This window comes from Haloechinothrix halophila YIM 93223, from assembly GCF_000504245.1.
Classification (GTDB): domain Bacteria; phylum Actinomycetota; class Actinomycetes; order Mycobacteriales; family Pseudonocardiaceae; genus Haloechinothrix_A; species Haloechinothrix_A halophila.
This window is the reverse complement of record NZ_KI632509.1, coordinates 22053-44288: the sequence shown is the minus strand read 5'-3', so window position 1 is coordinate 44288 and position 22236 is coordinate 22053. Positions and strand designations below refer to the sequence as shown.

Genomic DNA, 22236 nt, shown 5'->3' with positions numbered 1-22236 from the left:
GCGTTCAGTTCAGCAGTCCCAGCCGCTGCGCCACCTGCTCGATCTGGGCGTAGTTGCCCGGCGCGGTGTCGACGAAGCTGCCAGCCTGGAACATGTCGAGGATCTTCTTCTCGGTGGCGTCGCTGCCGTCGAGGTCGAGCAGCGCCTGCTTGATCTTGTCCGTCGTGCCATCGCCGAGCTGGTCGTCGATGTCGGGCCGCGCCATCCAGTGATAGTCGTGGTATGGCGGGGTGCGGAAGACCTCGCGCACCTTGCTGGTGTCGACCTTGTCGGACTTCACCAGCTCATCCCACACCGAGGAGTTCAGCGCGCCCGTCTGGTACGTGCCAGCCTCGACCAGCTTCGCCGTCTTGTCGTGCGAACCGGAATAGCCGGGATTGCCGGAGAAGTCGTCAACGCTCATTCCCGCCTCCGACAAGAAGTGCTGCGGCATCAGCCTGCCCGACGTCGAGGTGTCGCTGCCGAATGTGAACGAATGCCCAGCCAGCTTCCGCAAGCCGTCGAGGTCGTCGAATTGCTCGATCTCGGTGTTGGTATTGGCGATGAACACGCTGCGGAAGTCGGCATCGATGTCGCGCTGTGCGAGCGGGATCGCGCCGGACACCTGAGTGCGTGCCTGCACGCCGGTCAGTCCGCCGAAGAACACCAGTTGCAGGTCGCCACGCCGGAATGCGGTGACCGACGCGGTGTAGTCGGTCACCGGCACGTACTTCACCTCGACGCCGACCTTCTCTTTCAGATAGTCCGCCAGCGTGCCGTACCGCCGCTGCAACTCCTGTGGGTCCTGGTCGGGGATGGCGCCGACCGCCAGCACTTGCTCACCGTCCGAGCCGGATGAGCCTCGGGGGTCTCCCGGCGACTGGCCGCAGGCAGCGAGCAGCAGCATGCCGATCGCTGTCAGGGCGATGAGCCGGAGGGGGACACGGGGCATGGGTTCTCCTTCAGCTAGCAACCGGTCGGGGAACAGGAAGGGACAACTCGGTCAATACGTCAGACCAGGCGGCCCGCTCCTTGCGCGGGGCAACCAGATCGTGCCTGCGTTCACATGCCGTGCGAAGCCGCTCGTAGTAGCCGTTCCGGTCGGTCTCGGCCGCATGCAGCGCCTCCGCGAGCGCCTCGGTGTCGCCGACAGGGAAGTAGCCCGGGTAGTCGTCGCCGAGCAGGCCCCGCGAGCCGGGGATGTCCGACGACAGCACAGGAACCCCGGCAGCGATCGCCTCAGAGACGACGTTGGCGCCGCCCTCATCATGCGAGGTCAGCACCAGCAACTTGCTGCGCGCGAGCAGCCGCAGCGCCTCGGTGCGGGGTTGGTCCCCGAGCCAGCGGTAGCGCGGGTTACGAGTGGATTCCTCGCGGGCGAGCCGGGCGAGATCCGCCTCAAGCGGCGCACCAGCATGGCTGACGACAACCCGCGAGTCCGCGGGTAACAGCCTGCTCGCCTCCGCGGTGCGCAGCGGATCCTTCACCCCGCGCAGATGCGCCAGCACCGACACCTCGAAGACGTCGTGGCGCGGTGTCTCGTACGGGATGTCCGGCATGGACTGCACGATCACCGTGGTGTGGGCGCGTTGCTCGTCGGAGAGCTGGGCCAGCGCCTGCGATTGCAGCACGACGATCTTGCTGGCGAGCGTCAGGATCGCGGGATCGACGCCGCTGGTGACCAGATCGGGGTAGAGGTCGGTGCCGGTCAGCGCCAGTACGATCGGCGCGCCGGGATGCTCGGCGTGGAACGTGCGAATGGCGTCGGCGCTCTTGCGGGCGTGCAGCGCGATAAGGGCCGTATAGTCGCCCGGCTCATAGCCGTTCGCCACCCGCACATCGCAGCCGAGTTCGGTCAGGATCGACCGCCAGCGGTGCGCTGTCACGTCGTTGCCGTGCACCGAAGCGCGCGCCGCCGGAGTGACCAGCAGGATCATCGCGCGCACGTCCGGAAGCCCGCGATCACGTCCTGCCGTTCGTGCGTGAAGTAGTTGCGCATCGTGTTGCGCAGGTACCGGCCCCGTGTCGCCCAGCCACCGCCGCGCAGCACCTTGCGCTCGCCGAAGAACTGCTGAGAGTTCTCGCCGTAAGCGTCGCGCTCGAAGTTCGGATAGCCGTAGAAGTCGGTGGCCGTCCACTCCCAGACGTTGCCGATCAGGTGCCGCACGCCCTCCTGGGTCTCACCCGAGGCGCAGACGCCGACACCGACGGTGCCCTTGCCCAGCCAGTCGGTCGCCGCTTGGTGCGGTTTCGGCAGCTCGTCGCCCCACGGGTAGGTGGGCTTGTGGCGCGCGCCGGAGCACGCGGCGAACTCCCACTCGGCCTCGGTCGGCAGCCGCCGTCCTGCCCAGCGGGCGAAGGCATCCGCCTCCCACCAGGAGACGAAGTGGACCGGGTGGTCCGGCTCCAGCGGCACCCAGGTGTCGAAGTGCCGCCGCTGCCAGCCACCGTCCGTGCCGCGCCGCCAGTACAGCGGGTGCCGCGCGCCGGTCTCGGCCAGCCATCGCCCGTTGTCGGACCACAGGTGCGGCGTGGTGTAGCCGCCGTCCTCGACGAAGTCGGCGAACTCGCCCTGCGTCACCGGCACCTTGGCCATGGCGAACGGTTCGACGTCGACTGGATGCGCCCACTTCTCGTTGTCGTAGACGAACGGGTCGCCCATCATCCCGCCGAGCAGGAACCGGCCGCCGTTGAGCCGGACGTCGCCGGGCCAGTCGTCGTCCGCGACGCCGAAGTCCACAGTGGCGTCGGTCAATCCGGACAATGGCGGCAGCGGCAGGCCGAGCGTCTGCCTGGTGTACGTCAGCGCCTCGGAGTGGGTGTCGTGATGGTGCACGGTGTAGCGCGCGAAGTGCCGCGCGACGTCCGACGTGTCTCTGTCGGTGACGACATCCGCGACCCGCTGCCCCACGGTGCGGACGTAGTCGATGGTGTCCTCCCTGGACGGCAGTCGCAGCCGCCACCGGGTGTCGTGCGGGATCGCGCCCGAGTCGTAGATCGCGTCCCCGAACGGCAGGATCGGTTCGTGCCCGCATGCGCGACGCAGCACGAACAGTTCCTGGAACCAGGCGATATGCCCGATCTCCCACAGCAACGGATTGATCGTCGGTAACAGGGGCGCGACGAGTTGGTCATCGGTCAGGTCTGTCACGTGTGCCAGCACTCGCTCGACGCCGTCTACCGCCCACGTCGCGAGTTCCTCCGCCGTGATGTCCACGCGGGCCAGAATATGCCGCCCCACCGACAGTTCGCCGCTGGTTTGTCTGCGTGCGGACAGTGTTCGTCATGCGCTCGTCACCCGCCGTGATGCCACCGATTTGCCGAGCGTTGGCGTGCCATTGGGGTTCATCGATTTGCGTTTGCGCAGGTCTTGGCCACCATGGAGAGAGCGATCTCCGTCGCGATCCTGGCTTGTTGATCGGGAGGTTCCTTATGGATGTGGTCATCCTTATCGGGCGGATTCTCTTCGTTCTGGTGTTCTTCGGCTCGGCTATGGGGCACCTGACGCAGACAGCGAGCATGGCTGAGTACGCCAAATCGCGCGGTGTCCCCGCCCCGTCGGCGGCGGTCGTCGCTAGCGGAATTCTGATGCTCATCGGTGGCCTGAGCGTGCTGCTCGGCATATGGGCGGACCTCGGCGCGCTGCTGCTCGTGGTGTTCCTCGTGCCGACGGCGGTACTGATGCACGCCTTCTGGAGCGAGACCGATGCCCAGGCGAAGCAGATGGAGCAGATCCAGTTCATGAAGGACATGTCGCTGGCGGGCGCGGCGCTGATGGTGTTCGCGTTCGTCGCGGGCACCGAGGATCTCGGTCTGATGATCACGGATCCGCTGTTCTCGTTCTGACGTCGTCTACCGCTGCCGGTCCGCCCCAGGTGTGTGGACGGGCCTGGCGGTGCGGCCGCCGAACTCGCCGACAAACTGTGCCGCCGCCTGCTGTATCGCGATGGACCAGGTGGGGTAGGCGTGCACGGCCTGAGCGAGCCTGCCGGTGAACATCCCGCTGGTCATGGCGAGTGTCGGCTCGCCGATCAGCTCACCGGCGCGTTTGCCGACGACGGTCGCGCCGAGCAGCCTGCCGCCACCAGCGTTGCCGAGCAGACGTTTCGGGCCAGCGATGAGCGTGACGAACCCTGCCGTCGCGTCCGCGGCAACGGCCCGATCGACCTCGCTCATCGGCAGGTACGCCACCCGCGCCCGCAAGTCGGTGACCTCGTGCTCGGCGAGGCCGACCGTGGCGATCTCCGGGTCGGTGAACACCACACTGGGAATCGGCGTGCCCCACGAAGGACGTCGAAAGCGCCGCGACGTCGAACCCGCTGCGATCCGGCCCATGGCGTAGGCGGCGTGCGTCAGTTCCGCCCGCCCGGTGACGTCACCAGCCGCGAACACGCCGCGTGCGGTCGTCGCCAGGTGCCGGTCGGTGCGGATCTCGCCGCGTGCTCCGGTGGCGACGCCCGCCGCGGCGAGGCAGAGTCCTTCAGTCGCCGGTCGGCGACCCGCCGCGACGAGCAGCCGCTGCGCGGTGATCGTGCGCTCGCCTGCCCGCAGCGTGATGCCGGAGTCGTCACCGTGCACGGACTCGACTGCCGCGCCCGTCGCCACGTCGATGCCCTCGGCGCGGAAGACGTCGGTGAGCAGGGCGGACGCTTGCGGGTCGACGCCGGGCAGCAGCCGGTTGGCGGCCTCGATCAGCGAGACCCGCACGCCGAGCCGCGCGAACGCCTGCGCCAGCTCACAGCCGACAGCGCCGCCACCGAGCACCGCCAGCGACTCCGGCGCATCGGTCAGGTCGAAGACGGTGTCCGTGGTCAGCGCGGGGACGTCGGCCAGGCCGGGGATCGGTGGCAGCAGCGGCGTGGCGCCGGTGGCGATGACGATCCTCGGCGCGTTGAACCGTTGGCCAGCGACGTCGATGCTGGTGCGCCCGGTGAAGCGCGCTCTGCCGCGGCGGACGTCGATGCCCTCGGCGCGAAGGACGTCCTCGTTCTCCGTTGCCGCGATCGCCGCGACGGTCTCACGCACTCGCGCCATCGCCGTGTCGAACGGCAGGCCGTCGGCGGCGGATTCGAGCAGGGTCTTGGACGGCACGCAGCCGGTGAAGGTGCAGTCGCCGCCCGGTGGGCCCTCGGTGACCAGCAGCGTCCGCGCGTCCGCCACGACCGTGCCACGGGCGGTGGCGAGCCCCGCGGCACCCCCGCCGAGCACGATCACGTCGTAGTCCATGCGTCAGCGTTGCGCGGTGTCAGCGCGACCAGGGGAGCCAGCGCCGCAATCCGGTGCGCTCCGGCTCTGGCGGCGCTATCTCAGGAGCATGCGTGCGCACCGCGCTCAGCAGCTCCTTGAGGCTCGGGTTGACCAGCGCGTGTTCGCCGATGAAGACGGTCGGCACGGTCTCGTTGCCGCCCGCGACCGAGCGCACCCTGTCGGCGGCGTCCGGGGCCTCCCAGATGTTGATTTCGCGCACCGGCAGGTCGACCCGCAGCAGCTTGGCGCGCAGCATCATGCAGAACGGGCAACCCGGCCGCCAGTAGAAGTCGACGGCCGTCGTGTCGTCAGTCGTCATGCGAAGGTCCCCAGCCAGGTTGTGACGCCATAGAGCAGGGCATATGTTGCCACGGCGATGGCAAGCATCCCGACGAGCCGGACGCGCCATCGCTTGACGCCCGCCACGCTGCACTGGTTGCGCTTGCGAAGGTTCCACCAGACCAGCAGCACCAGCACCGCGAGCCCGGCGAGCCGGAACCACCAGGCGTACTCGCCGTAGAGCGTCGTCGCCCAGGCGAACGCCGTGCCAGCGCCGACGATGCCGAGCAACGCCAACGCCGTCGGTCCGACGCAGCACAGGATGCCGACGAGGCCGCTGGTGACGCCGATGCGCCACATCGGCAGCCGGTCGCGCACGCGCTGCCGCTCAGTGCCGTCCGTCTGGTCGCTCGTCGTCACGGGTCCGTCCTGTTCGTTATGCACGGTGTCATCACAGCATCGCTGACACCGGCGCGCTCGTCGATTGTCAGCGGCATGACAGGACGGTGGGGTCTGACTCCGCGGATCTGTCGGGGACTCCGGTGTTACGCGGCGGGTACGTAGTGCTCGAAGGCGGGCTCTAGTAGTTCGATGCACTCGGTGCACACCAGCTCGCCCGCTGCTGAACCGCGACAAGAAGAGCCCTGATTCAGTGGCTGGGCGCACTCGGCGCAGCACTGATCCGAGCTTTCCGGGATGGTGAGGTGTTCCGGCGTCATGGTCGACCTCCGGGCGAGAGGTGTTGTATTAGTCCGACCAACGAGTGGCACATGTCGCGAGATACGGCGCAGCTTCGGGCAATCGGGCGATGCCAAGCGAGGGGCGCGACGTTGACTCTTGGCGCACTCGCCACCGCTAGCGGTTTAACACGCAAACTTAGTGAACTGTTGTTTGAACTTGCGCGTCAACGGTGGTCGAATGGGTTCCCTGCTCGCCGGTACCGATGTCCTGGAGGGAGCACGCTATGCGACTGACCGTAGCGATCACTGTCTTGATCGTGGCGATGCTGACCGGCAATGCCGTGTTCATCGTGGCCGCGGTCATCGGTGCGATCGCGCTCATGGCCACGGGTTCTTCGCAGTGGGCGCGCTTCCGTGCCTCGCTGCACGCTCCCGCTGCGGGCAACCTCCCCACCGGCGCCCTGCCACCTGATGACGATCCGGACTTCCTGCGCTGGCTCACTGAGCGAAACCAACGACAACACGGCGACGACGCCAGCTGACCTTTGGCGCCGCGACCTGCCGCATCGAGGCCGGGTACCTGCCCATGACTGTCAGCGGCGCAACAATCCGGCCGCATGGCGGCGCCCACCGGGGTTGGCTTGATGGTGACGGATGCTCGTCATGTGGCAGGAGATGGTCGCGATGGTCGATCAGACGCCTAATCCGAGTCGTAGGCAGGTACTCAAGGGACTCGGGGTGATCGGTGGCGTCGCCGCCGCCGGTGGACTTGGGGCGTGGGCGGCGTTCTCCGACGACGACGGCCCTGGCACCCCGGCCGCTGGCGCGTCCGGCGACACCGACCTGGACGCGCTCGCCGACGCGATCGTGCCGGGCGGTCCTGGTAAGGACGGCATCCCGCCGATCGACGAGCCGAAGTTCCTCTCCGCGAGCAAGGTGAACTTCCTGCACGACGATGAGCCGGTGTTCGGGCTGGTGCGCGATGGCGACGTGCGTGCCTACCCGCAGCAGGTGCTCGTCTGGCACGAGATCGTCAACGACACCGTCGCCGGTGAGCCCATCTCGGTGACGTACTGCCCGTTGACCGGCACCGTCGTCGGCTTCACCGGTCTGCCGGGGCGGCCGGGAGCGACGTTCGGGACCAGCGGCAAGCTGGTGAACTCCAACCTGCTCATGTACGACCGGCCGACCGACTCGCAGTGGCCGCAGGTGCCAGGCGTCGCGATCACCGGTGAGTTGTACGGCAAACGGCTGAACACGGTGCCGCTGGTGTGGACATCGTGGCGGGCCTGGCGCGAGGCTCACCCAGACACGACGGTGCTCTCCCGCGATACCGGCGCGCTGCGCGACTACGGCGCGGACCCGTATGGGTCCTACCTCGGCGAGAGCGGGTACTACGCCTCGGGCGACCCGATCTTCTCGGTGCAGCACACCGACGACCGGTTTCCGCCGAAACACGTCGTGATGGGGGTGCGTGCCGACAACGTACGGCTCGCCATCGACAAGAACCTCGTCCGGGAAGAAGGCACCGTGGAAGCCGACGTCGGCGGCACGACGGTGCGCGCCGAGTGGGACGACGCGCTGGCCACCGCCCGGGTGCTGCGCGAAGACGGCAGCGAGGCGGACTTCATGGACGCCATGTGGTTCTGCTGGTACGCCTACTATCCGGATACGAGGGTGCGCGCGTGACGGCACTCGGCGCGGTAACGCGGGTGATGGCCACGGTCGGCAACGGCGTCGACCGAGCGGCAGGCGCGGTCCGCGACACCCCGGCCACACTGCGGGCTGCGCTGTCGCACCGGCGCGGGCGGAGGGTGTTCGGCATCGCGTCCGCGGTGATTCTGCTGCTGTACCTGCTCGCCATTGGTGATATCGCGCTCTCGGCGTCCGGCCGGTGGGCGGCCGAGCCGTTGGCGCGGGTCGCTCCGGACGCGCTGTTCCAGTCGCGCGCGCCGTGGTTGTATGAGCCCGTCGTCGAGCTGCATCCTGGTGCGCACGTCGCGGTGTTCGCCAGCCCGGTGAACCTGCTGTTCGCCGCCATCGTCGCTAGCCTTGCCGGGCTGAATCTCGCGCTGGCCGCGCACGCCGCCCAGCAAGCCGTCGCGTGCCGCAGGCCTGGGTACTCGCGCTCGCTCGCCGTGCTGCCCGCGTTCATGCTCGGCATCGCCTGCTGCGCCCCGACGTTCGTGCTGGCCCTCGGCGCTGGCACGGCGGCGGCGATCGTGCCGGTCCTGGTGCCACTGCGCCCGTGGTTCTACCCGCTCACGCTGGCGTTGTTGCTCGTCGCGCTGGTATGGGGCGTGTATCGGGTGCGCACGCTCGCTCGCGCCGACCAATCTGGAGAGTCGGTCGCTTCGAACTGACAGGTGCCTGGCGCCGTCCGCCAGGTGGACCACTTTTCCTGTACCGAACGCCGTAGGTGATGCCACGCTAGAACGGCGGCCGCGAATCCCGCGCCAGCCTGGCTGCGGGAAGGGATCGTGTCAGGTAGCTGGCACGGCGGCGCACGATGGAACCCACAAGGTTCTCGCGTCCACGGTCCTTCTCGACGAGTCAGGAAGCGTACATGGAACTGTCCAAGCAACCGGCCGAGACACTGCAGCGTTCGATCCGCCTGCTTGGCGGTGGCGGGCCCGCGGAGTTGGCGATCAGGCAGGCGGCGTGGGTCGCCCGCTGTGTCGGACACGGCGATGCCGCACCGTTCACCCCGGAGGACCTGTCCGCGCTCGCCGCGAGCTTGCGCACGACGACGTTCGAACGTGGGTCGGTGGTGTTCCGCGCTGGCGACGAGGCGGATGGCGTGTGGATCGTGCGCAGCGGCAGGCTGGAGCTGTCCGTTGGGGCCGGTAGCAAGCGGGCGGTCGTGCACGTCATCGGGCCGGGCGCGGTCGACGGGGACATCCAGTACCTGCTCGGTATGCCGCTGCCGTACACCGCGCACGCACTCGCCGACACCACGGTGCTCTACCTGGACGGCGAGTCGTTCGAAGGTCTGCTCGGCAAGCGGCTCTCGATCGCGCGCAGGTGGCTGACCAGCGTCGCGATGCGGCTCGCGGAGAGCCAGGAGCGCATCATCGGCATGCTCGGCAGGTCGTTGACCGAACAGATCGCGCGGATTCTGCTGGAAGAGGCCGTCGACGGCGCGGTGCCGCTGCCGCAGCGCACCCTTGCCGCCATGCTCGGCGTGCAGCGCCCGTCGCTGAACAAGACGCTCAAGGAGTTCGAGCGGAACGGGCTGATCAAGGTGCGCTACGGCGCCATCGACCTGCTCGACATCGACCGGCTCACCGCGATGTCGGGATAGCCGTTCCGCGGGGCTGGCAGGTACGAGCCAGCCCCGCGGCACGATTTCAGGCCGCGGGCACGCCCGCGACCAGGTGGCGGAACGCGGCAGGCCGCGGCGTGACGGTGTAGTCGCCGTCCGGCAGCAGCTGTGGGTGGCCGTCGAGCGTGGCCCGCGCCGGCTCGCCAAGCGTGATGCTGAGGCTTCCGTCGGTGATGCGGATCGTGTGGGTGCCGTTCTCGCCATCGGCCGTCACCAGTGCACCGGACTCACACGGCTCGATGACCAGCGCGGTGGCGGTGCCCTCGTCGTCCTCACCGGCCTTGTAGTGCACCGGACCGGTGATGTGCAGGCTCGAGGCCACGCTGTCGGATCCGCCCTCGCTCAAGAGGGCCAGGCTTGCGGCGGGCCGGGCCTGCCAGTCCGCGCCGTCGCTCGCGGTCTCGGGGCAGATGACGTGCGCGCCCCAGTGGGCGGCGCAGCGCTCGGCCACCGCGCGCAGCGAGGCGCGGGCCGCGACGACGAGCTGGACGTCGGTGTGCCACGGGATGCTGCCGAAGGTGGGCGCGGCTGGCACGTCGGTCACCGACCAGCCGTGCGTCGCCGCAGCGCGCAGCACCGCGCGGTGGAAGTTTCTGCTGTCCTTGTCGAACCCGCGCACGACGGCGATGGTGCCGCGCCCCTGCCACAGGTCATGGCTCGCTGTGGGATCGAGCAGTTGCTCGACGGTGGCGCTGAGCTGCTGGTCGGGTGCTGTCGGGGTGCGCACGGGTGCCGTCACAGGACCTCCAGTAATCAAGACACAGGGGTTCGCGCGGGATGCGCGGGAAAGTTCGGAGCGTAGAACTACGCGTAGCCGACCGTAGCGGCACCGCGCCGCCGCGTGTAGGTGAGAACCATCACCGCGTCCCTCGATTGGGGAGCACTATGTCGACACGCCGCCAGGGTCGGTGTGCTGACGGTCACCCCGATGCATCGTGCACTACGACGTTCGATAACCTCTGCCGCCAAGTCAGCCATATGGCTGTGACGTAGACACGCTCGGTAGTTTTCGAATGTCGTATCCGGCGATTCGGTCACACGAACAGGGATCGCCGAGACGTTGGAGGTGCGCAACGTGCGGGACCTGATCACCACAGCGGTGACCCGCGTGGCGACGGCGGCACTCGCTGTCGCGGCGGGTCTGGTCTCGATGAGCGGTGCCGCCTTCGCCGGAACCGGTCAGGTGATCGCGGCGCCGAGCGCCACATCGTTTGGCCTGCTCGGGCCGGTCGGCGTCGTCGCGGTCGGTGTTGGCGTGGTTGGCATGATCGCAGGGGTCGCTCGCCGCCGCAGGCAGGAGCTCGCCCACTCGGTCGCCGCACGTAAGAGCGTCGCCGAGCGCGCCACTGCCGCTCGCGCCGAGCGTGTCGCCGACTCCCGGGGTTCGGCCTCCGTTCCCGCTCCGTCGCGTGCGCCGTCCGCCGAGCGCACTGGGCAGCAACCCCGGGTAGAGGGCTCTCGCGCTGCCTGATACGTCCTAGCGTGCTGTCGGCCTCCGGCCGTAGGCTCGCGATCATGAGGACTGCTTGCAGGTCCGAATCATCGGACACCATGCTGGCCGACGTCAGGTCAACGGCGCGGGGTGCCGCGCGCGATCAGGAGGCCGCATGAGACAGCCCCTGCAGCTCACGCCGTCCGAGCCGACACCGGCAAGTTCCGCGATCAGCAGGGCACTGCGCAGGGCGGAAGACGGCGTCACCCTCGACGTCACCGAGGCAGCGACGTTGCTGCACGCGCGTGGTGAGCAGTTCGAACGGCTACTCGCGGCGGCCGCCAGGGTGCGTGACGCACATCTCGCTGACCAGGGTCGCGCCGGAGTCATCACGTACAGCAGCAGCGTGTTCATCCCGCTCACCCGGTTGTGTCGTGACCGGTGTCACTACTGCACTTTCGCCACCGTGCCCGGCAAGCTCGAGTCGTTGTTTCTCGAGCGCGATGAAGTGGTCGACATCGCCCGCGCCGGCGCGGCTGCCGGGTGCAAGGAAGCGTTGTTCACCCTGGGAGATCGGCCGGAGGAGCGCTGGCCGCAGGCGAAAGAGTGGCTGGAAGCGCGCGGTTACGCGTCCACGCTGGACTACGTGCGGGCGTGCGCCATCGCGGTGCTCGAGGAAACCGGGCTGCTGCCGCATCTCAACCCCGGCGTGCTGAGCTGGGAGGAGCTGCAACGACTCAAGCCGGTCGCGGCCAGTATGGGCATGATGCTGGAGACCACCGCGGAGCGGTTGTGGTCCGAACCGGGCGGGCCGCACTACGGCAGCCCTGACAAGGAACCCGCGGTGCGGCTCAGGGTGCTCGACGACGCCGGTCGGGTTGGGGTGCCGTTCACCACCGGCATCCTGGTCGGCATCGGGGAGAACCGGACGGAACGGGCGGATTCGCTGCACGCGATCCGGCAGCGCGCGCGGCAGTACCGCAACGTGCAGGAGATCATCGTCCAGAACTTCCGGGCGAAACCGGACACCGCGATGCGCTCTGCCCCGGACGCCGACCTGACTGACCTCGCCGCGACCGTCGCGGTCGCGCGGCTGTTGATGCCGCCGGGCGTGAGCGTGCAGGCACCGCCGAACTTGCTCGGCGACGAGCACGCACTGCTGCTGCGCGCGGGCGTGGATGACTGGGGCGGTGTCTCGCCGGTCACCCAGGACCACGTCAATCCAGAGCGGCCGTGGCCCGCCATCGACGCGCTCAGGGAGTGGACGTCGGATGCCGGATACGAGCTGTCCGAACGCCTCGCGGCGTATCCGAAGTACGTCCGCGACGCCGAGCGGTGGATCGACATCCGGCTGCACGATCACGTCCGCGCACTGGCCACATCGGACGGCCTCGCGGACGACTCCGCTGACGTCGTGGGGCGGGCCTGGCAGGAGCCTGACGGTGGGTTCGACACCACCGGCCGCGCCGACCTGCACACCGCCATTGACGTCGACGGCCGCACGGCGGACCGGCGCGGCGACTTCGACTCGGTGTACGGCGACTGGGATGCGCTGAAAGACGCTTTCCCCGCGTCAGGCGCGGCGCGTGACGCATTCACCGCGGCCAGCGCGGCGAAGGCGCCATCCACCGCCAATGCTGGCGCACCGGAGCGGCTGGACGCTGACGCTCGCGCCGGGCTCGCGGTCGCGGCGGACGACCCGGCAGCGTTGCTGGACGAGGCCAACACCGACGCCGCCATGGCCTTGCTGACCTCGGACGACGCCACGCTGGACACCCTCGCCAAGCTGGCAGACGAACTGCGCGCGGACGTCGTCGGTGAGGACATCACCTACGTCGTCAACCGCAACATCAACTTCTCCAACGTCTGCTACGTTGGCTGCCGGTTCTGCGCGTTCGCGCAGCGGGAGCGCGACGCAGACGCGTACCGCCTCTCGGCGGAGGATGTCGCGGAGCGGGCGGCGGAAGCGTCGGCGGCCGGCGCGACCGAGGTGTGCATGCAAGGTGGCATCGACCCGAAGTTGCCGGTCACCTACTACGCCGACATCGTGCGCGCCATCAAGGCGAAGGTGCCCGGCATGCACGTCCACGCCTTCTCTCCGATGGAGATCGTCTCCGCCGCGTCCAAGGCGAACATCAGCGTCGCCGAGTGGCTGACCGAGCTGCGTGACGCCGGGCTCGACTCGATCCCAGGCACCGCAGCCGAGATCCTGGACGACGACGTCCGGTGGGTGCTGACCAAGGGCAAACTGCCCGCGCAGACGTGGGTCGACGTCGTGTCAACGGCACATCGGCTCGGCATCCCGTCGAGCAGCACCATGATGTACGGCCACGTCGACAACCCGAGGCACTGGCTCGGCCACCTGCGCGTGCTCGCTGGCATCGCTGACTCGACGTCGGAGCTCGGCAACGGCGGCGGGTTCACCGAGTTCGTGGGGCTGCCGTTCGTGCATCACAACGCACCGATCTACCTCGCAGGCGTCGCGCGGCCCGGCCCGACGATGCGCGACAACCGCGCGGTGCACGCCTTCGCGCGGCTCGCGCTGCACGGCCGCATCGACAACATCCAGTGCTCGTGGGTCAAGCTCGGTGACACCGGCACCGCGCAGGTGCTGTGCGGTGGGGCCAATGACATCGGCGGCACGCTGATGGAGGAGACCATCTCGCGAATGGCTGGCTCGGAGCACGGGTCGTCTCGCAGCGTCGCGGAGTTGGAGCATCTGGCCACGCTGGCTGGACGTCCGGCACGGCAGCGCACCACCACCTATGGCCAGATTGGTGCACCGGCCTGACGTTCCCCCGTCCGTGTCTATGTCGGTGGCGGCGTGGGTTGGCGGGCGCGTCGCTGTCGACATAGGTCGGTGGAACTGGCGGTAAGCCGATACCGTAACGCTCGTGGCGACAAAGGAAGCTGCGCGGGCCAAGAACGCGACCGGGAAGCCTGGCAAGGGCGAGAAGCCCGAGAAGGAAAAGCTGCTGCCTAGGTTGCGGCGAAAGTATCCTGCGCTCGATCACATTATCCGCGCGAATAAGGCGTTCACCGAGCGCTACGGCAACCACTACGCCGCCGCGATCACCTACTTCAGCGTGCTGTCGGTGATCCCCATCCTGATGGTGGCGTTCGCGATCGTCGGTCTCGTGCTGCGGGGCAATCAGGTCGTGATCAACCAGATCACCTCGGGCATCGACCGTTCGGTGCCGCCAGGGCTGAACGAACTCGTCACCGACATCGTCGAGACCGCGACGGAATCGGCGGGCGGCCTCGGGATCATCGGTCTCGCGATCGCGCTGTACGCGGGGATCGGCTGGATGACCAACCTGCGCGACGCGCTCACCGCGCAGTGGGGCCAGGAGAAGAAGCAGATCCCGATCGTGACGAGGACGCTCAACGACTTCGCCGCGCTGCTCGGTCTCGGCCTCGCGCTGCTGGTGTCGTTTGCGCTGGCCGCAGCCGGCAGTGGACTCGGCGCGAAGCTGTTGGAGCTCGCGGACCTCGAAGGGCAGCCGTGGACAGCGCTGCTGCGGGGGACGACGATCCTGCTGTCACTGGCGGCCAACATGCTGGTGTTCCTGTGGGTGATCGCGCGACTGCCACGGGAGAAGGTGGAGCTGCGCAGCGCGGTCAAGGGTGCGGTGATCACCTCGGTCGGGTTCGTGCTGCTGCAGCAGTTGGCGACGTTCTACCTGGGCGCGGTGTCGGAGAAGCCGTCGTTCGCGGTGTTCGGTCCTGTGCTCGGTCTACTGGTGTTCGCGAACCTGGTGTCCCGGTTCCTGTTGTTCGTGACGGCGTGGACGGCGACCGCGAAGGAGAACCAATCGGGTGTCATCGCGCCACCGGTTCCGGTGACGATCCGGCCGCAGGTGCACGTCCGGCGCGGGCCAAACCCGGTGAGCACGGCAGGCTTGCTTGGCATCGGTGGGCTGATCGGCGCTGGGCTGACCTGGCTGCGCAAGCGCTGATCAGCGCCGCGTCCTGCGGTGCACCACGATGGTCGTGAGCAGCGCGAGCGCGATGAGGACCAGCACCACGATCTCCCGCGTGACACCGCCAGGGCCTTCCGTCGGGGCTTCCTGGGTCACGGGCTCCGTGGTGGCGTCCGTTGTCGGGTCGCTGTCGGGGATGGCGTCCAGTTCTGGCGGCTCGATGCTCGGCAGATCGGTGTCATCCGGCTGCTCGGCTTCGGGTTCGACTAGTGTGCCGACCGGTTTGGTGTCGTTTCTGGACAGCCGGAAGCCGTAGTTCAGCAACCTGGTGGCCTGATCGGTCACCCGCACCGGGTGCTGCTCCGCGCGCAGCAGAACGACGGCGATCCGCCTACCGCCGCGTTCGGCCGCGCCGACGTAGGTATGCCGCGCGTCGTTGGTGAACCCGGTCTTGCCGCCCAGGAAGCCTGGGTACTCCCGTAGCAGGCGGTTGTCGTTGTAGATGGTGATGGGGCGCTTGTGCTTCCGCCGCTTGAACTTCATCTCGTACGTCCCGACGGCATCGGCGAAGCGTGGCTCCGCCATCGCCGCGCGGAAGATCAACGCGAGGTCATAGGCGGACGTCATCATGCCCGGACCGTCCAAACCGGACGTCGTCGCCGCGCGGGTGTCCACGGCGCCGAGATCGGCCGCCAGTTCGTTCATCGTGGCCAGCGCCTCGTCGTTGCCGCCGAGCGCGGAGCCGAGCGCGTGCGCGGCGTCGTTGCCCGAGCGCAGCAACATGCTCGTGAACAGCTTGTCCACTGTGTAGTCCTGGCCCTTGACGACGCCAACGCAGCTGCACTCCTGGGCCATGTCGGCGTCCGACGCGGTGATGACGTCGTCCGGCTCGAGCTCCTTGACCACGGCCAGCGCCAGCAGCACCTTGATCAGCGATGCTGGCCGGTACCTGCCGTGCGGGTTCTTCGCGGCGATCACGGTGCCGTTGTCCAGGTCCGCGAGCAGCCATGCCTTCGCCGAGATCTTGCCCTTGGGGCGGTTGGCGCCGTCCGGCAAGACGTGCCCGCACTCGGCCATCCGCTTCCCGCCGGGCGGGGTGTCCGGCACCGGCAGTGGTGTGGGGGACGGTTCGCCGGGCTCCGGGACCTCGGAGGAGTCGACCGGTGGCGGCGGCAGGGCGCGGTAGGAGCACTGGTCAGGCTTGGCGGTCGCGACAGGGGTGAGCAGCAGGGCGCTCAGCAGGGTGACGACGACGGCGGACAGCGGGCGGATAGACCAGCTCGACACCGGATCAATCGTACGGTAACGAGGACCTCACTGGCTGCCGTTGAGCCAGCCTCGTAGCCAATCGGTCATCGAATCGCTATGCGGTTACGCTCGGCGGATGCGCATGTCGAAGCCGGTGTCGCTGTTCCTGCTCGCATTCGGCGTATGGTCGTGGATCATCTGGGTGACGTTCGCACGCAACCTGTGGCAGAGCGACAACGCCCGTGACGCTACCGGCGCCCTGACGTCGTTCTTCTGGGTACATGCGGCGCTGACGATCGTCTCGATCATTCTGGGTACGATCATCGGCGTGATCGGCTGGCGTGGTCTGCGCGCCCTCACCCGGCGATCTGAGGACTGACGAGCGAACTGAGGACGGACGATGGAGTTTCTGCGGCTGGTTCTGGTCTTTCTGCACCTGCTCGGCATGGCGATGCTGATCGGTACGTTCATGCTGCAACTGCACGCCGGTCAGGGCGCGAAGCTGAACAAGGGCTGGCTGCACGGCGGCGGTCTGCAGCTGATCACCGGTCTCGCGCTGATGGGCATCGACCCCGCGCTCGACGACATCGACTACAACCCGGTCAAGGTCGGCGTGAAGATACTGGTGCTGCTGGTCATCCTCGGCCTGGCTGGCGGCTTCCTCCGCAAGCCAGCGGCGCCGAAGTGGTTGTCCTTCACCCTCGGCGGCCTCGTCGTGCTCAACGTCGGCCTCGCCGTCTTCTGGCCGTAGTTCCTTCGGGTGCGGTGCGGCGACCTGCCGCGCCCCGGCCGCCGCGAGTCCCGGCTGTTGGACGGCTTCCCGCGCTTTGCTGAGGTGCCTCCCTGCTCGTAGGCCCAGATTACGTCCCCTATGTCGGGTTGTGTTGGTCCTAACGGCAGGGTCGGTGATCAACTTCGGAGAATGACGCTCGCGGTCGCCCACGAATGTCGGACACGACGTCCTGAACGTCGAACACAGCGTCCTGAACGTCGGACACAGCGTCACGAGGGTCGGACACGGCGTCGGGAACGGGGGACACGGCGCACACGGGCACCGCATCCCCCGCCCCGTGGTCAGACCCGCTTGAACAGCAGGGCGCGCTTGACTTCCTGGATCGCCTTGGTCACCTGGATGCCGCGAGGGCAGGCGTCGGTGCAGTTGAACGTCGTGCGGCAGCGCCACACGCCCTCGGCGTCGTTGAGGATGTCCAGCCGCTCTTCGGCGCCCTCGTCGCGGGAGTCGAAGATGAACCGGTGTGCGTTGACGATCGCGGCGGGCCCGAAGTACGAGCCGTCCGACCAGAACACCGGGCACGACGTGGTGCAGCAGGCACACAGGATGCACTTGGTGGTGTCATCGAAGCGCTCCCGGTCGGCGGGCGACTGGATGCGCTCGTTGGTCGGCTCGTTGCCGTAGGTGATCAGGAACGGCTTGACGGCACGGAACGCCTCGAAGAACGGCTCCATGTCGACGTAGAGGTCCTTCATCACCGGCAGGCCCTTGATCGGGGCGACCGAGATCGTGGTCGGCTTGCCCTTCTTGGCCAGCAGGTCCTTGACCAGCACCTTGCAGGCCAGCCGGTTGATCCCGTTGATCTGCATCGCGTCGGAGCCGCAGATGCCGTGCGCGCAGGACCGGCGGAACGACAGCGTGCCGTCGACGTAGCCCTTGATGTTGATCAACAGGTTCAACACGCGGTCGGTGGGCAGCGCGGGGACGTCGTAGGATTCCCAGTGCGGCTCGGAGTCGACCTCGGGGTTGAACCGCAGGATCTTGACGGTGACGGTGACCGAGCCATCCGGAGCGGGAATCTCAGCTGAAGTCGGTGCGGTGTTGTCCATTACAGCAGTCATTTCACTTCCTCAGCGGGAGTAAGAACTTCGGAAGGCATCAGTACTTCCGCTCCATCGGCTCGTACCGGGTGAACACAACGGGCTTGTAATCCAGCCGGATGTCGGAAAGAAAACCAGTGAGACCGAGCGGCGCGTCCGGGTCGGGGCCTTGCGAGCTGTCCGGCAGCACCTTGTACGACATCGAGTGCCGCATGAAGTTGGTGTCGTCACGGTCCGGATAGTCCTCGCGGGCGTGCCCGCCGCGGGACTCCTTGCGCGCCAGCGCCGCGTTGACGAGGCACTCCGCCAGGTCGAGCAGGAACCCGAGCTCAACGGCTTCGAGCAGGTCGGTGTTGTAGCGCTTGCCCTTGTCCTGGACGCCGACCCTGCCGTAGCGCTCCTTGAGCGCGTGGACGTCGTGCAGCGCCTGCTTGAGGGTGTCCTCGGTGCGGTACACGGCGGCGTTGGCGTCCATGGTCCGCTGCAGTTCGGTGCGGATCTCGACGACTCGCTCGCTGCCCTCAGCCGAGCGCAGCGTGTCGACCATGCCCTGCACCATCGCGGCTGGTTCGTCCGGCAGGTCGACGTGGTCGACGGTGTTGGCGTACTCGGCAGCCGCGATGCCAGCCCGCTTGCCGAAGACGTTGATGTCCAGCAGCGAGTTGGTGCCGAGCCGGTTGGAGCCGTGCACCGACACGCAGGCGACCTCACCGGCGGCGTACAGGCCGGGGATGACGGCGTCGTTGTCGCGCAGCGCCTCACCTCGCACGGTGGTGGGGATGCCGCCCATCGCGTAGTGCGCCGTCGGGTACACCGGAACCGGCTCGGTGACCGGGTCGATGCCGAGGTAGGTGCGGGCGAACTCGGTGATGTCCGGCAGCTTCGACTCGAGCACCTCGGCGCCCAGGTGGGTGCAGTCGAGGTAGACGTAGTCCGCGTCGGGACCGGCACCCTTGCCGCCAAGCACCTCGAGCACCATCGAGCGGGCCACGATGTCGCGGGGCGCGAGGTCCTTGATGGTGGGGGCGTAGCGCTCCATGAAGCGCTCGCCGTCCTTGTTCCGCAGGATCGCGCCCTCACCGCGAGCACCCTCGGTGAGCAGGATGCCCAGCCCAGCGAGGCCGGTCGGGTGGAACTGGTAGAACTCCATGTCCTCCAGCGGCAGGCCCTTGCGGTAGTAGATGCCCATGCCGTCGCCGGTGAGCGTGTGGGCGTTCGACGTCGTCTTGAACACCTTGCCGAAGCCGCCGGTGGCGAACACGATCGACTTCGCCTGGAACACGTGGATCTCGCCAGTGGCCAGCTCGTAGGCGATCGCGCCGGTGGCGACCTGGCCGTTCTCGGTGTCCGACAGGACGATGTCGAGGACGTAGAACTCGTTGTAGAACTCGATGCCGTGCTTGACGCAGTTCTGGTACAGCGTCTGCAGGATCATGTGGCCGGTGCGGTCGGCCGCGTAGCAGGACCGGCGCACGGCAGCCTTGCCGTGGTCGCGGGTGTGACCACCGAACCGGCGCTGGTCGATCTTGCCTTCCGGCGTCCGGTTGAACGGCAGACCCATCTTCTCCAGGTCGAGCACCGCGTCGATGGCCTCCTTGGCCATGATCTCGGCGGCGTCCTGGTCGGTGAGGTAGTCACCGCCCTTGACGGTGTCGAAGGTGTGCCACTCCCAGTTGTCTTCTTCGACGTTGGCCAGCGCGGCGCACATGCCGCCTTGTGCCGCGCCGGTGTGGGAGCGGGTGGGGTAAAGCTTGGTGAGCACCGCGGTGCGTGAGCGCTGCCCCGCTTCGATCGCGGCGCGCATGCCTGCGCCACCCGCCCCGACGATCAGCACGTCGTATTTGTGGAACTGCATGAAAACTCCGAATCGGGCGCTGTGGATCAGGTAACGGGGATGTTCGGGTCGAAGGTGAAGATCACCATGGTGCCGAGCACGAGGATGATCGCCATGGACACGTAGAGCAGGATCTTCAGCCAGAACCGCGTGGTGTCCTTGCGGGCGTAGTCGTCGATGATCGTGCGGAGCCCGTTACCGCCGTGCAGCTGCGCGAGCCACAGCATCGACAGGTCCCAGAACTGCCAGAACGGCGACGCCCAGCGACCTGCGACGAACGCGAAGTTGATGCGCTGCACACCGTCGTCGAGGATCGTCATGATGAACAGGTGGCCGAGCACAAGCACGACCAGCGCGAGGCCGGACAGCCGCATGAACAGCCAGCTGTACAGCTCGAAGTTGCTGCGGCGCGCGGCTGGCCTGCGCGGGGAGCGCGGTTTGTCGAGGGTGAGCGTCTCCGAGTGGGAAGCGGTCATGATCAGTTACCCCCGAACAGCTCGGTCACGGTGTGCTGGAGCAGGAAGAACGTGCCTGGGACCATCACGACTACCCACACGCCGATGAGGCTCCACAGCATCGGGCGCTGGTACTTCGGTCCCTTGGACCAGAAGTCGACGAGCATCACCCTGATGCCGTTGAGAGCGTGGTAGAGCACCGCACCGACAAGGCCGACCTCGAGCAGCGCCACGAGCGGGGTCTTGTAGGTTTCGATGACCGCGTTGTAGGCGCTGGGCGACACCCGGACGAGCGCCGTGTCGAGCACATGCACGAACAGGAAGAAGAACGTGAGCACGCCGGTGATGCGGTGGGCTACCCAGGACCACATACCGGGGTCGCCGATGTAGAGCGTTCCGCTCCTGCGTGACGTGCCCGCCATCGCTCCTGGGGGACTAGCCGTGGTGGGCATCGTGAACGGCCTCCATCGTCAGTGTTAATCGCTCGGACCCGCGAGTAGCCCTCGCCGTTTGGGGTTCGGCCCTGCACGCGGTCCTTACGGTCGACTTCTCGTCATGGCCCCTGGACTGACCGGCCACGACCTTCATTAGCAGGACTCTAAACCCGCCGTTTGCCATCGGCTGAACGTCGGGTTCCCTGGTGTGATCGACGAGACAACCGGGTGGAGGAGGGCCCACCTGGCGCAACGTCCTCAACGATTCGGTTACGCGGGGCGATTTCATCGTCGGTTGACGTGTCGCGTCTCACCCGGGAGCGGTAATCTTCCTCGCCGTCGATCCCGGCGGTACAGCCGGATATTGCTAGAGACCGTCACCGGATCGGGGCGGGGAGGGAGTGACACTGTGCGTCAGACACGGCGTCCAACACGGAGAATTCAGCGCACGCGCGCGATCGCTGCCATAGGCGCCATCGCGTTGGCCGTCTCGGCGTGCGGCGAGCCGCCACCGGCGAACGAGCCAGGCGGCGAGCAGTCGGAGAGCGATTTCCTCGCTTGCATGGTCACTGACGAAGGCGGTGTCGACGACAAGTCGTTCAACGAGACGTCGTGGAACGGCCTGCTCAACGCCTATGAGGCGGGTGTCATCGCCGAGCCGAAGTACGTCGAACCGAAGTCGGCAAGCGACTACGAACCCAACCTCAAGAACATGGTCCGCGACGACTGCGGAATGATCGTCACGGTCGGCTTCAACCTCGCGGACGCGACCAAGGCATCCGCTGAGGCCAACCCCGACCAGAAGTACGCCATCGTCGACCACCTCTACGTCGACCAGGAGACGTTCGAGCCGACGCCCATCGACAACGTCAAGTCCCTGGTGTTCAACACCCAGGAGGCGGCCTTCCTCGCGGGGTACCTCGCCGCTGGTCACTCCGAGACGGGCAAGGTCGCGACCTGGGGCGGCATGAAGATCCCGACGGTGACGATCTTCATGGACGGCTTCTACGACGGTGCGCAGCACTACAACGAGGTCAACGACGCCGACGTGCAGGTGCTCGGCTGGGACAAGAAGTCCCAGGACGGGCAGTTCGTCGGTGACTTCAGCAACTCGACGGTGGCCAAGCAGCTCTCCGAGAACCTGATCTCGCGCGGCGCCGACGTGGTCATGCCGGTGGCCGGTCCGATCGGTGAGTCCGCCGCCGTCGCGGCCAAGGACGCGGGCGACGTCGCCCTCATCTGGGTCGACACCGACGGCTATAAGACGCTCACCGAGTACCGCGACATCCTGCTCACCAGCGTGGTCAAGGGCATGGACGTCGCGGTGGAGAAGGCTGTGACGGCGACCGCGGAGGGCAACTTCAGCAACGAGTCCTTCATCGGCACGCTGGAGAACGAGGGCGTCTCGATCGCGCCGTATCACGCCTTCGAAGACAAGCTGGACGATGAGCTCAAGAAGGAAGTTGATGAGCTGCGGCAGCAGATCATCTCTGGTGAGCTAAAGGTCGAGTCCGACGCCGCCTTCTCTTCCTAGGCGAGCAACACACCAGCCACCGGCATGGGCACC

23 protein-coding genes are annotated in these 22236 nt (G+C 67.6%); 11 read left to right on the top strand and 12 right to left on the bottom strand.

The window, feature by feature from the left end:
- Positions 1-4: 4 nt before the first annotated feature.
- Genes AMYHA_RS00215 through senA form a run of 3 tightly spaced genes read right to left on the bottom strand, consistent with a single transcriptional unit; the run spans position 5 to position 3196 of the window.
- Positions 5-931: a putative selenate ABC transporter substrate-binding protein gene (locus tag AMYHA_RS00215; RefSeq protein WP_034266707.1), complete on the bottom strand. Its 927-nt coding sequence runs from the start codon at positions 929-931 to the stop codon at positions 5-7.
- A 10-nt stretch (positions 932-941) separates the two neighbouring features.
- Positions 942-1916 carry a selenoneine biosynthesis selenosugar synthase SenB gene (senB, locus tag AMYHA_RS00210; protein ID WP_034275240.1) on the bottom strand — a complete coding sequence of 325 codons (975 nt, stop codon included), beginning with the start codon at positions 1914-1916 and terminating at the stop codon, positions 942-944.
- A complete protein-coding gene (senA, locus tag AMYHA_RS00205) occupies positions 1913-3196 on the bottom strand; it encodes a selenoneine synthase SenA (protein ID WP_196776809.1) in 1284 nt (427 codons plus the stop codon). The genes senB and senA overlap by 4 nt, the downstream gene beginning before the upstream one ends.
- A 215-nt stretch (positions 3197-3411) precedes the next feature.
- Here senA and AMYHA_RS00200 point away from each other — a divergent pair, with 215 nt between their 5' ends.
- Positions 3412-3825 carry a DoxX family protein gene (locus AMYHA_RS00200; protein ID WP_034275234.1) on the top strand — a complete coding sequence of 138 codons (414 nt, stop codon included), beginning with the start codon at positions 3412-3414 and terminating at the stop codon, positions 3823-3825.
- Between the two features lie 6 nt (positions 3826-3831).
- On the opposite strand, the gene AMYHA_RS00195 is transcribed toward AMYHA_RS00200, so the two are convergent.
- From AMYHA_RS00195 to AMYHA_RS00185, 3 genes are read right to left on the bottom strand one after another with little or no spacing between them, the layout of a single operon-like run.
- Complete coding sequence (locus AMYHA_RS00195) at positions 3832-5205, bottom strand: dihydrolipoyl dehydrogenase family protein (protein WP_034266704.1); 1374 nt, start codon at positions 5203-5205, stop codon at positions 3832-3834.
- 19 nt (positions 5206-5224) lie between these two features.
- A complete protein-coding gene (locus tag AMYHA_RS00190; RefSeq protein WP_034266701.1) occupies positions 5225-5545 on the bottom strand; it encodes a glutaredoxin domain-containing protein in 321 nt (106 codons plus the stop codon).
- The gene (locus AMYHA_RS00185; RefSeq protein WP_034266698.1) at positions 5542-5925 is read right to left on the bottom strand and encodes a hypothetical protein; all 384 of its coding nucleotides are present in this window, start codon (positions 5923-5925) and stop codon (positions 5542-5544) included. Before AMYHA_RS00185 ends, AMYHA_RS00190 begins: the two co-directional genes overlap by 4 nt.
- A 544-nt stretch (positions 5926-6469) precedes the next feature.
- On the opposite strand from AMYHA_RS00185, the gene AMYHA_RS00180 reads away from it, so the two are divergent.
- From AMYHA_RS00180 to AMYHA_RS00165, 4 genes are all read left to right on the top strand, one after another.
- Positions 6470-6727, top strand: coding sequence for a hypothetical protein (locus AMYHA_RS00180; protein ID WP_034266696.1), 258 nt, complete (start codon positions 6470-6472; stop codon positions 6725-6727).
- A 121-nt stretch (positions 6728-6848) separates the two neighbouring features.
- A complete protein-coding gene (locus tag AMYHA_RS00175; RefSeq protein WP_196776808.1) occupies positions 6849-7874 on the top strand; it encodes a DUF3179 domain-containing protein in 1026 nt (341 codons plus the stop codon).
- Positions 7871-8548, top strand: coding sequence for a hypothetical protein (locus AMYHA_RS00170; protein WP_051399380.1), 678 nt, complete (start codon positions 7871-7873; stop codon positions 8546-8548). Before AMYHA_RS00175 ends, AMYHA_RS00170 begins: the two co-directional genes overlap by 4 nt.
- A gap of 203 nt (positions 8549-8751) precedes the next feature.
- Positions 8752-9489 (top strand): Crp/Fnr family transcriptional regulator, encoded by a 738-nt coding sequence (locus AMYHA_RS00165; RefSeq protein WP_084036641.1) that lies wholly within the window; start codon positions 8752-8754, stop codon positions 9487-9489.
- Positions 9490-9535: 46 nt separating this feature from the next.
- Here the strand turns inward: AMYHA_RS00165 and AMYHA_RS00160 are convergent, their stop codons facing one another.
- Positions 9536-10249, bottom strand: a complete 714-nt coding sequence (locus AMYHA_RS00160) for a hypothetical protein (RefSeq protein WP_034266693.1) — start codon at positions 10247-10249, stop codon at positions 9536-9538.
- 336 nt (positions 10250-10585) lie between these two features.
- On the opposite strand from AMYHA_RS00160, the gene AMYHA_RS25365 reads away from it, so the two are divergent.
- The 3 genes from AMYHA_RS25365 (at position 10586) to AMYHA_RS00145 (ending at position 14901) form a co-directional block, all read left to right on the top strand.
- A complete protein-coding gene (locus AMYHA_RS25365; RefSeq protein WP_157361668.1) occupies positions 10586-10981 on the top strand; it encodes a hypothetical protein in 396 nt (131 codons plus the stop codon).
- Between the two features lie 136 nt (positions 10982-11117).
- A complete protein-coding gene (locus tag AMYHA_RS00150; RefSeq protein ID WP_034266690.1) occupies positions 11118-13733 on the top strand; it encodes a bifunctional FO biosynthesis protein CofGH in 2616 nt (871 codons plus the stop codon).
- Positions 13734-13836: 103 nt separating this feature from the next.
- Positions 13837-14901 (top strand): YhjD/YihY/BrkB family envelope integrity protein, encoded by a 1065-nt coding sequence (locus AMYHA_RS00145; RefSeq protein WP_084036639.1) that lies wholly within the window; start codon positions 13837-13839, stop codon positions 14899-14901.
- Here AMYHA_RS00145 and AMYHA_RS00140 read toward each other — a convergent pair whose 3' ends face one another.
- Positions 14902-16152 carry a D-alanyl-D-alanine carboxypeptidase family protein gene (locus AMYHA_RS00140; protein WP_051399378.1) on the bottom strand — a complete coding sequence of 417 codons (1251 nt, stop codon included), beginning with the start codon at positions 16150-16152 and terminating at the stop codon, positions 14902-14904.
- 97 nt (positions 16153-16249) lie between these two features.
- On the opposite strand from AMYHA_RS00140, the gene AMYHA_RS00135 reads away from it, so the two are divergent.
- Both AMYHA_RS00135 and AMYHA_RS00130 read left to right on the top strand, forming a co-directional pair.
- Entirely contained in the window at positions 16250-16492 is a 243-nt protein-coding gene (locus AMYHA_RS00135) for an SCO4848 family membrane protein (RefSeq protein WP_034266687.1), read from the top strand.
- Positions 16493-16513: 21 nt separating this feature from the next.
- Positions 16514-16864, top strand: coding sequence for a hypothetical protein (locus AMYHA_RS00130; protein WP_034266684.1), 351 nt, complete (start codon positions 16514-16516; stop codon positions 16862-16864).
- 323 nt (positions 16865-17187) lie between these two features.
- Here the strand turns inward: AMYHA_RS00130 and AMYHA_RS00125 are convergent, their stop codons facing one another.
- From AMYHA_RS00125 to sdhC, 4 genes are read right to left on the bottom strand one after another with little or no spacing between them, the layout of a single operon-like run.
- Entirely contained in the window at positions 17188-17955 is a 768-nt protein-coding gene (locus tag AMYHA_RS00125) for a succinate dehydrogenase iron-sulfur subunit (RefSeq protein ID WP_157362417.1), read from the bottom strand.
- A 49-nt stretch (positions 17956-18004) separates the two neighbouring features.
- Complete coding sequence (gene sdhA, locus AMYHA_RS00120; RefSeq protein ID WP_034266678.1) at positions 18005-19801, bottom strand: succinate dehydrogenase flavoprotein subunit; 1797 nt, start codon at positions 19799-19801, stop codon at positions 18005-18007.
- Positions 19802-19827: 26 nt separating this feature from the next.
- The gene (locus AMYHA_RS00115; RefSeq protein ID WP_034266674.1) at positions 19828-20256 is read right to left on the bottom strand and encodes a succinate dehydrogenase hydrophobic membrane anchor subunit; all 429 of its coding nucleotides are present in this window, start codon (positions 20254-20256) and stop codon (positions 19828-19830) included.
- Between the two features lie 2 nt (positions 20257-20258).
- Entirely contained in the window at positions 20259-20687 is a 429-nt protein-coding gene (gene sdhC, locus AMYHA_RS00110) for a succinate dehydrogenase, cytochrome b556 subunit (RefSeq protein WP_034266671.1), read from the bottom strand.
- Positions 20688-21231: 544 nt separating this feature from the next.
- Here sdhC and AMYHA_RS00105 point away from each other — a divergent pair.
- On the top strand, positions 21232-22203 hold the full coding sequence (locus AMYHA_RS00105) for a BMP family lipoprotein (protein WP_196776807.1): 972 nt from the start codon (positions 21232-21234) through the stop codon (positions 22201-22203).
- The last annotated feature ends 33 nt before the right edge of the window (positions 22204-22236 follow it).

Excerpts from the sequence above, each read along its gene's own strand:
- AMYHA_RS00215 (WP_034266707.1), bottom strand. The coding sequence starts at position 931 with ATGCCCCGTGTCCCCCTCCGGCTCATCGCCCTGACAGCGATCGGCATG.
- senB (WP_034275240.1), bottom strand. The coding sequence starts at position 1,916 with ATGATCCTGCTGGTCACTCCGGCGGCGCGCGCTTCGGTGCACGGCAAC.
- AMYHA_RS00200 (WP_034275234.1), top strand. The coding sequence starts at position 3,412 with ATGGATGTGGTCATCCTTATCGGGCGGATTCTCTTCGTTCTGGTGTTC.
- AMYHA_RS00195 (WP_034266704.1), bottom strand. The coding sequence starts at position 5,205 with ATGGACTACGACGTGATCGTGCTCGGCGGGGGTGCCGCGGGGCTCGCC.
- AMYHA_RS00190 (WP_034266701.1), bottom strand. The coding sequence starts at position 5,545 with ATGACGACTGACGACACGACGGCCGTCGACTTCTACTGGCGGCCGGGT.
- AMYHA_RS00180 (WP_034266696.1), top strand. The coding sequence starts at position 6,470 with ATGCGACTGACCGTAGCGATCACTGTCTTGATCGTGGCGATGCTGACC.
- AMYHA_RS00175 (WP_196776808.1), top strand. The coding sequence starts at position 6,849 with ATGTGGCAGGAGATGGTCGCGATGGTCGATCAGACGCCTAATCCGAGT.
- AMYHA_RS00165 (WP_084036641.1), top strand. The coding sequence starts at position 8,752 with ATGGAACTGTCCAAGCAACCGGCCGAGACACTGCAGCGTTCGATCCGC.
- AMYHA_RS00150 (WP_034266690.1), top strand. The coding sequence starts at position 11,118 with ATGAGACAGCCCCTGCAGCTCACGCCGTCCGAGCCGACACCGGCAAGT.
- AMYHA_RS00135 (WP_034266687.1), top strand. The coding sequence starts at position 16,250 with ATGCGCATGTCGAAGCCGGTGTCGCTGTTCCTGCTCGCATTCGGCGTA.
- AMYHA_RS00130 (WP_034266684.1), top strand. The coding sequence starts at position 16,514 with ATGGAGTTTCTGCGGCTGGTTCTGGTCTTTCTGCACCTGCTCGGCATG.
- AMYHA_RS00125 (WP_157362417.1), bottom strand. The coding sequence starts at position 17,955 with ATGGACAACACCGCACCGACTTCAGCTGAGATTCCCGCTCCGGATGGC.
- sdhA (WP_034266678.1), bottom strand. The coding sequence starts at position 19,801 with ATGCAGTTCCACAAATACGACGTGCTGATCGTCGGGGCGGGTGGCGCA.
- AMYHA_RS00115 (WP_034266674.1), bottom strand. The coding sequence starts at position 20,256 with ATGACCGCTTCCCACTCGGAGACGCTCACCCTCGACAAACCGCGCTCC.
- sdhC (WP_034266671.1), bottom strand. The coding sequence starts at position 20,687 with ATGCCCACCACGGCTAGTCCCCCAGGAGCGATGGCGGGCACGTCACGC.
- AMYHA_RS00105 (WP_196776807.1), top strand. The coding sequence starts at position 21,232 with ATGGTCACTGACGAAGGCGGTGTCGACGACAAGTCGTTCAACGAGACG.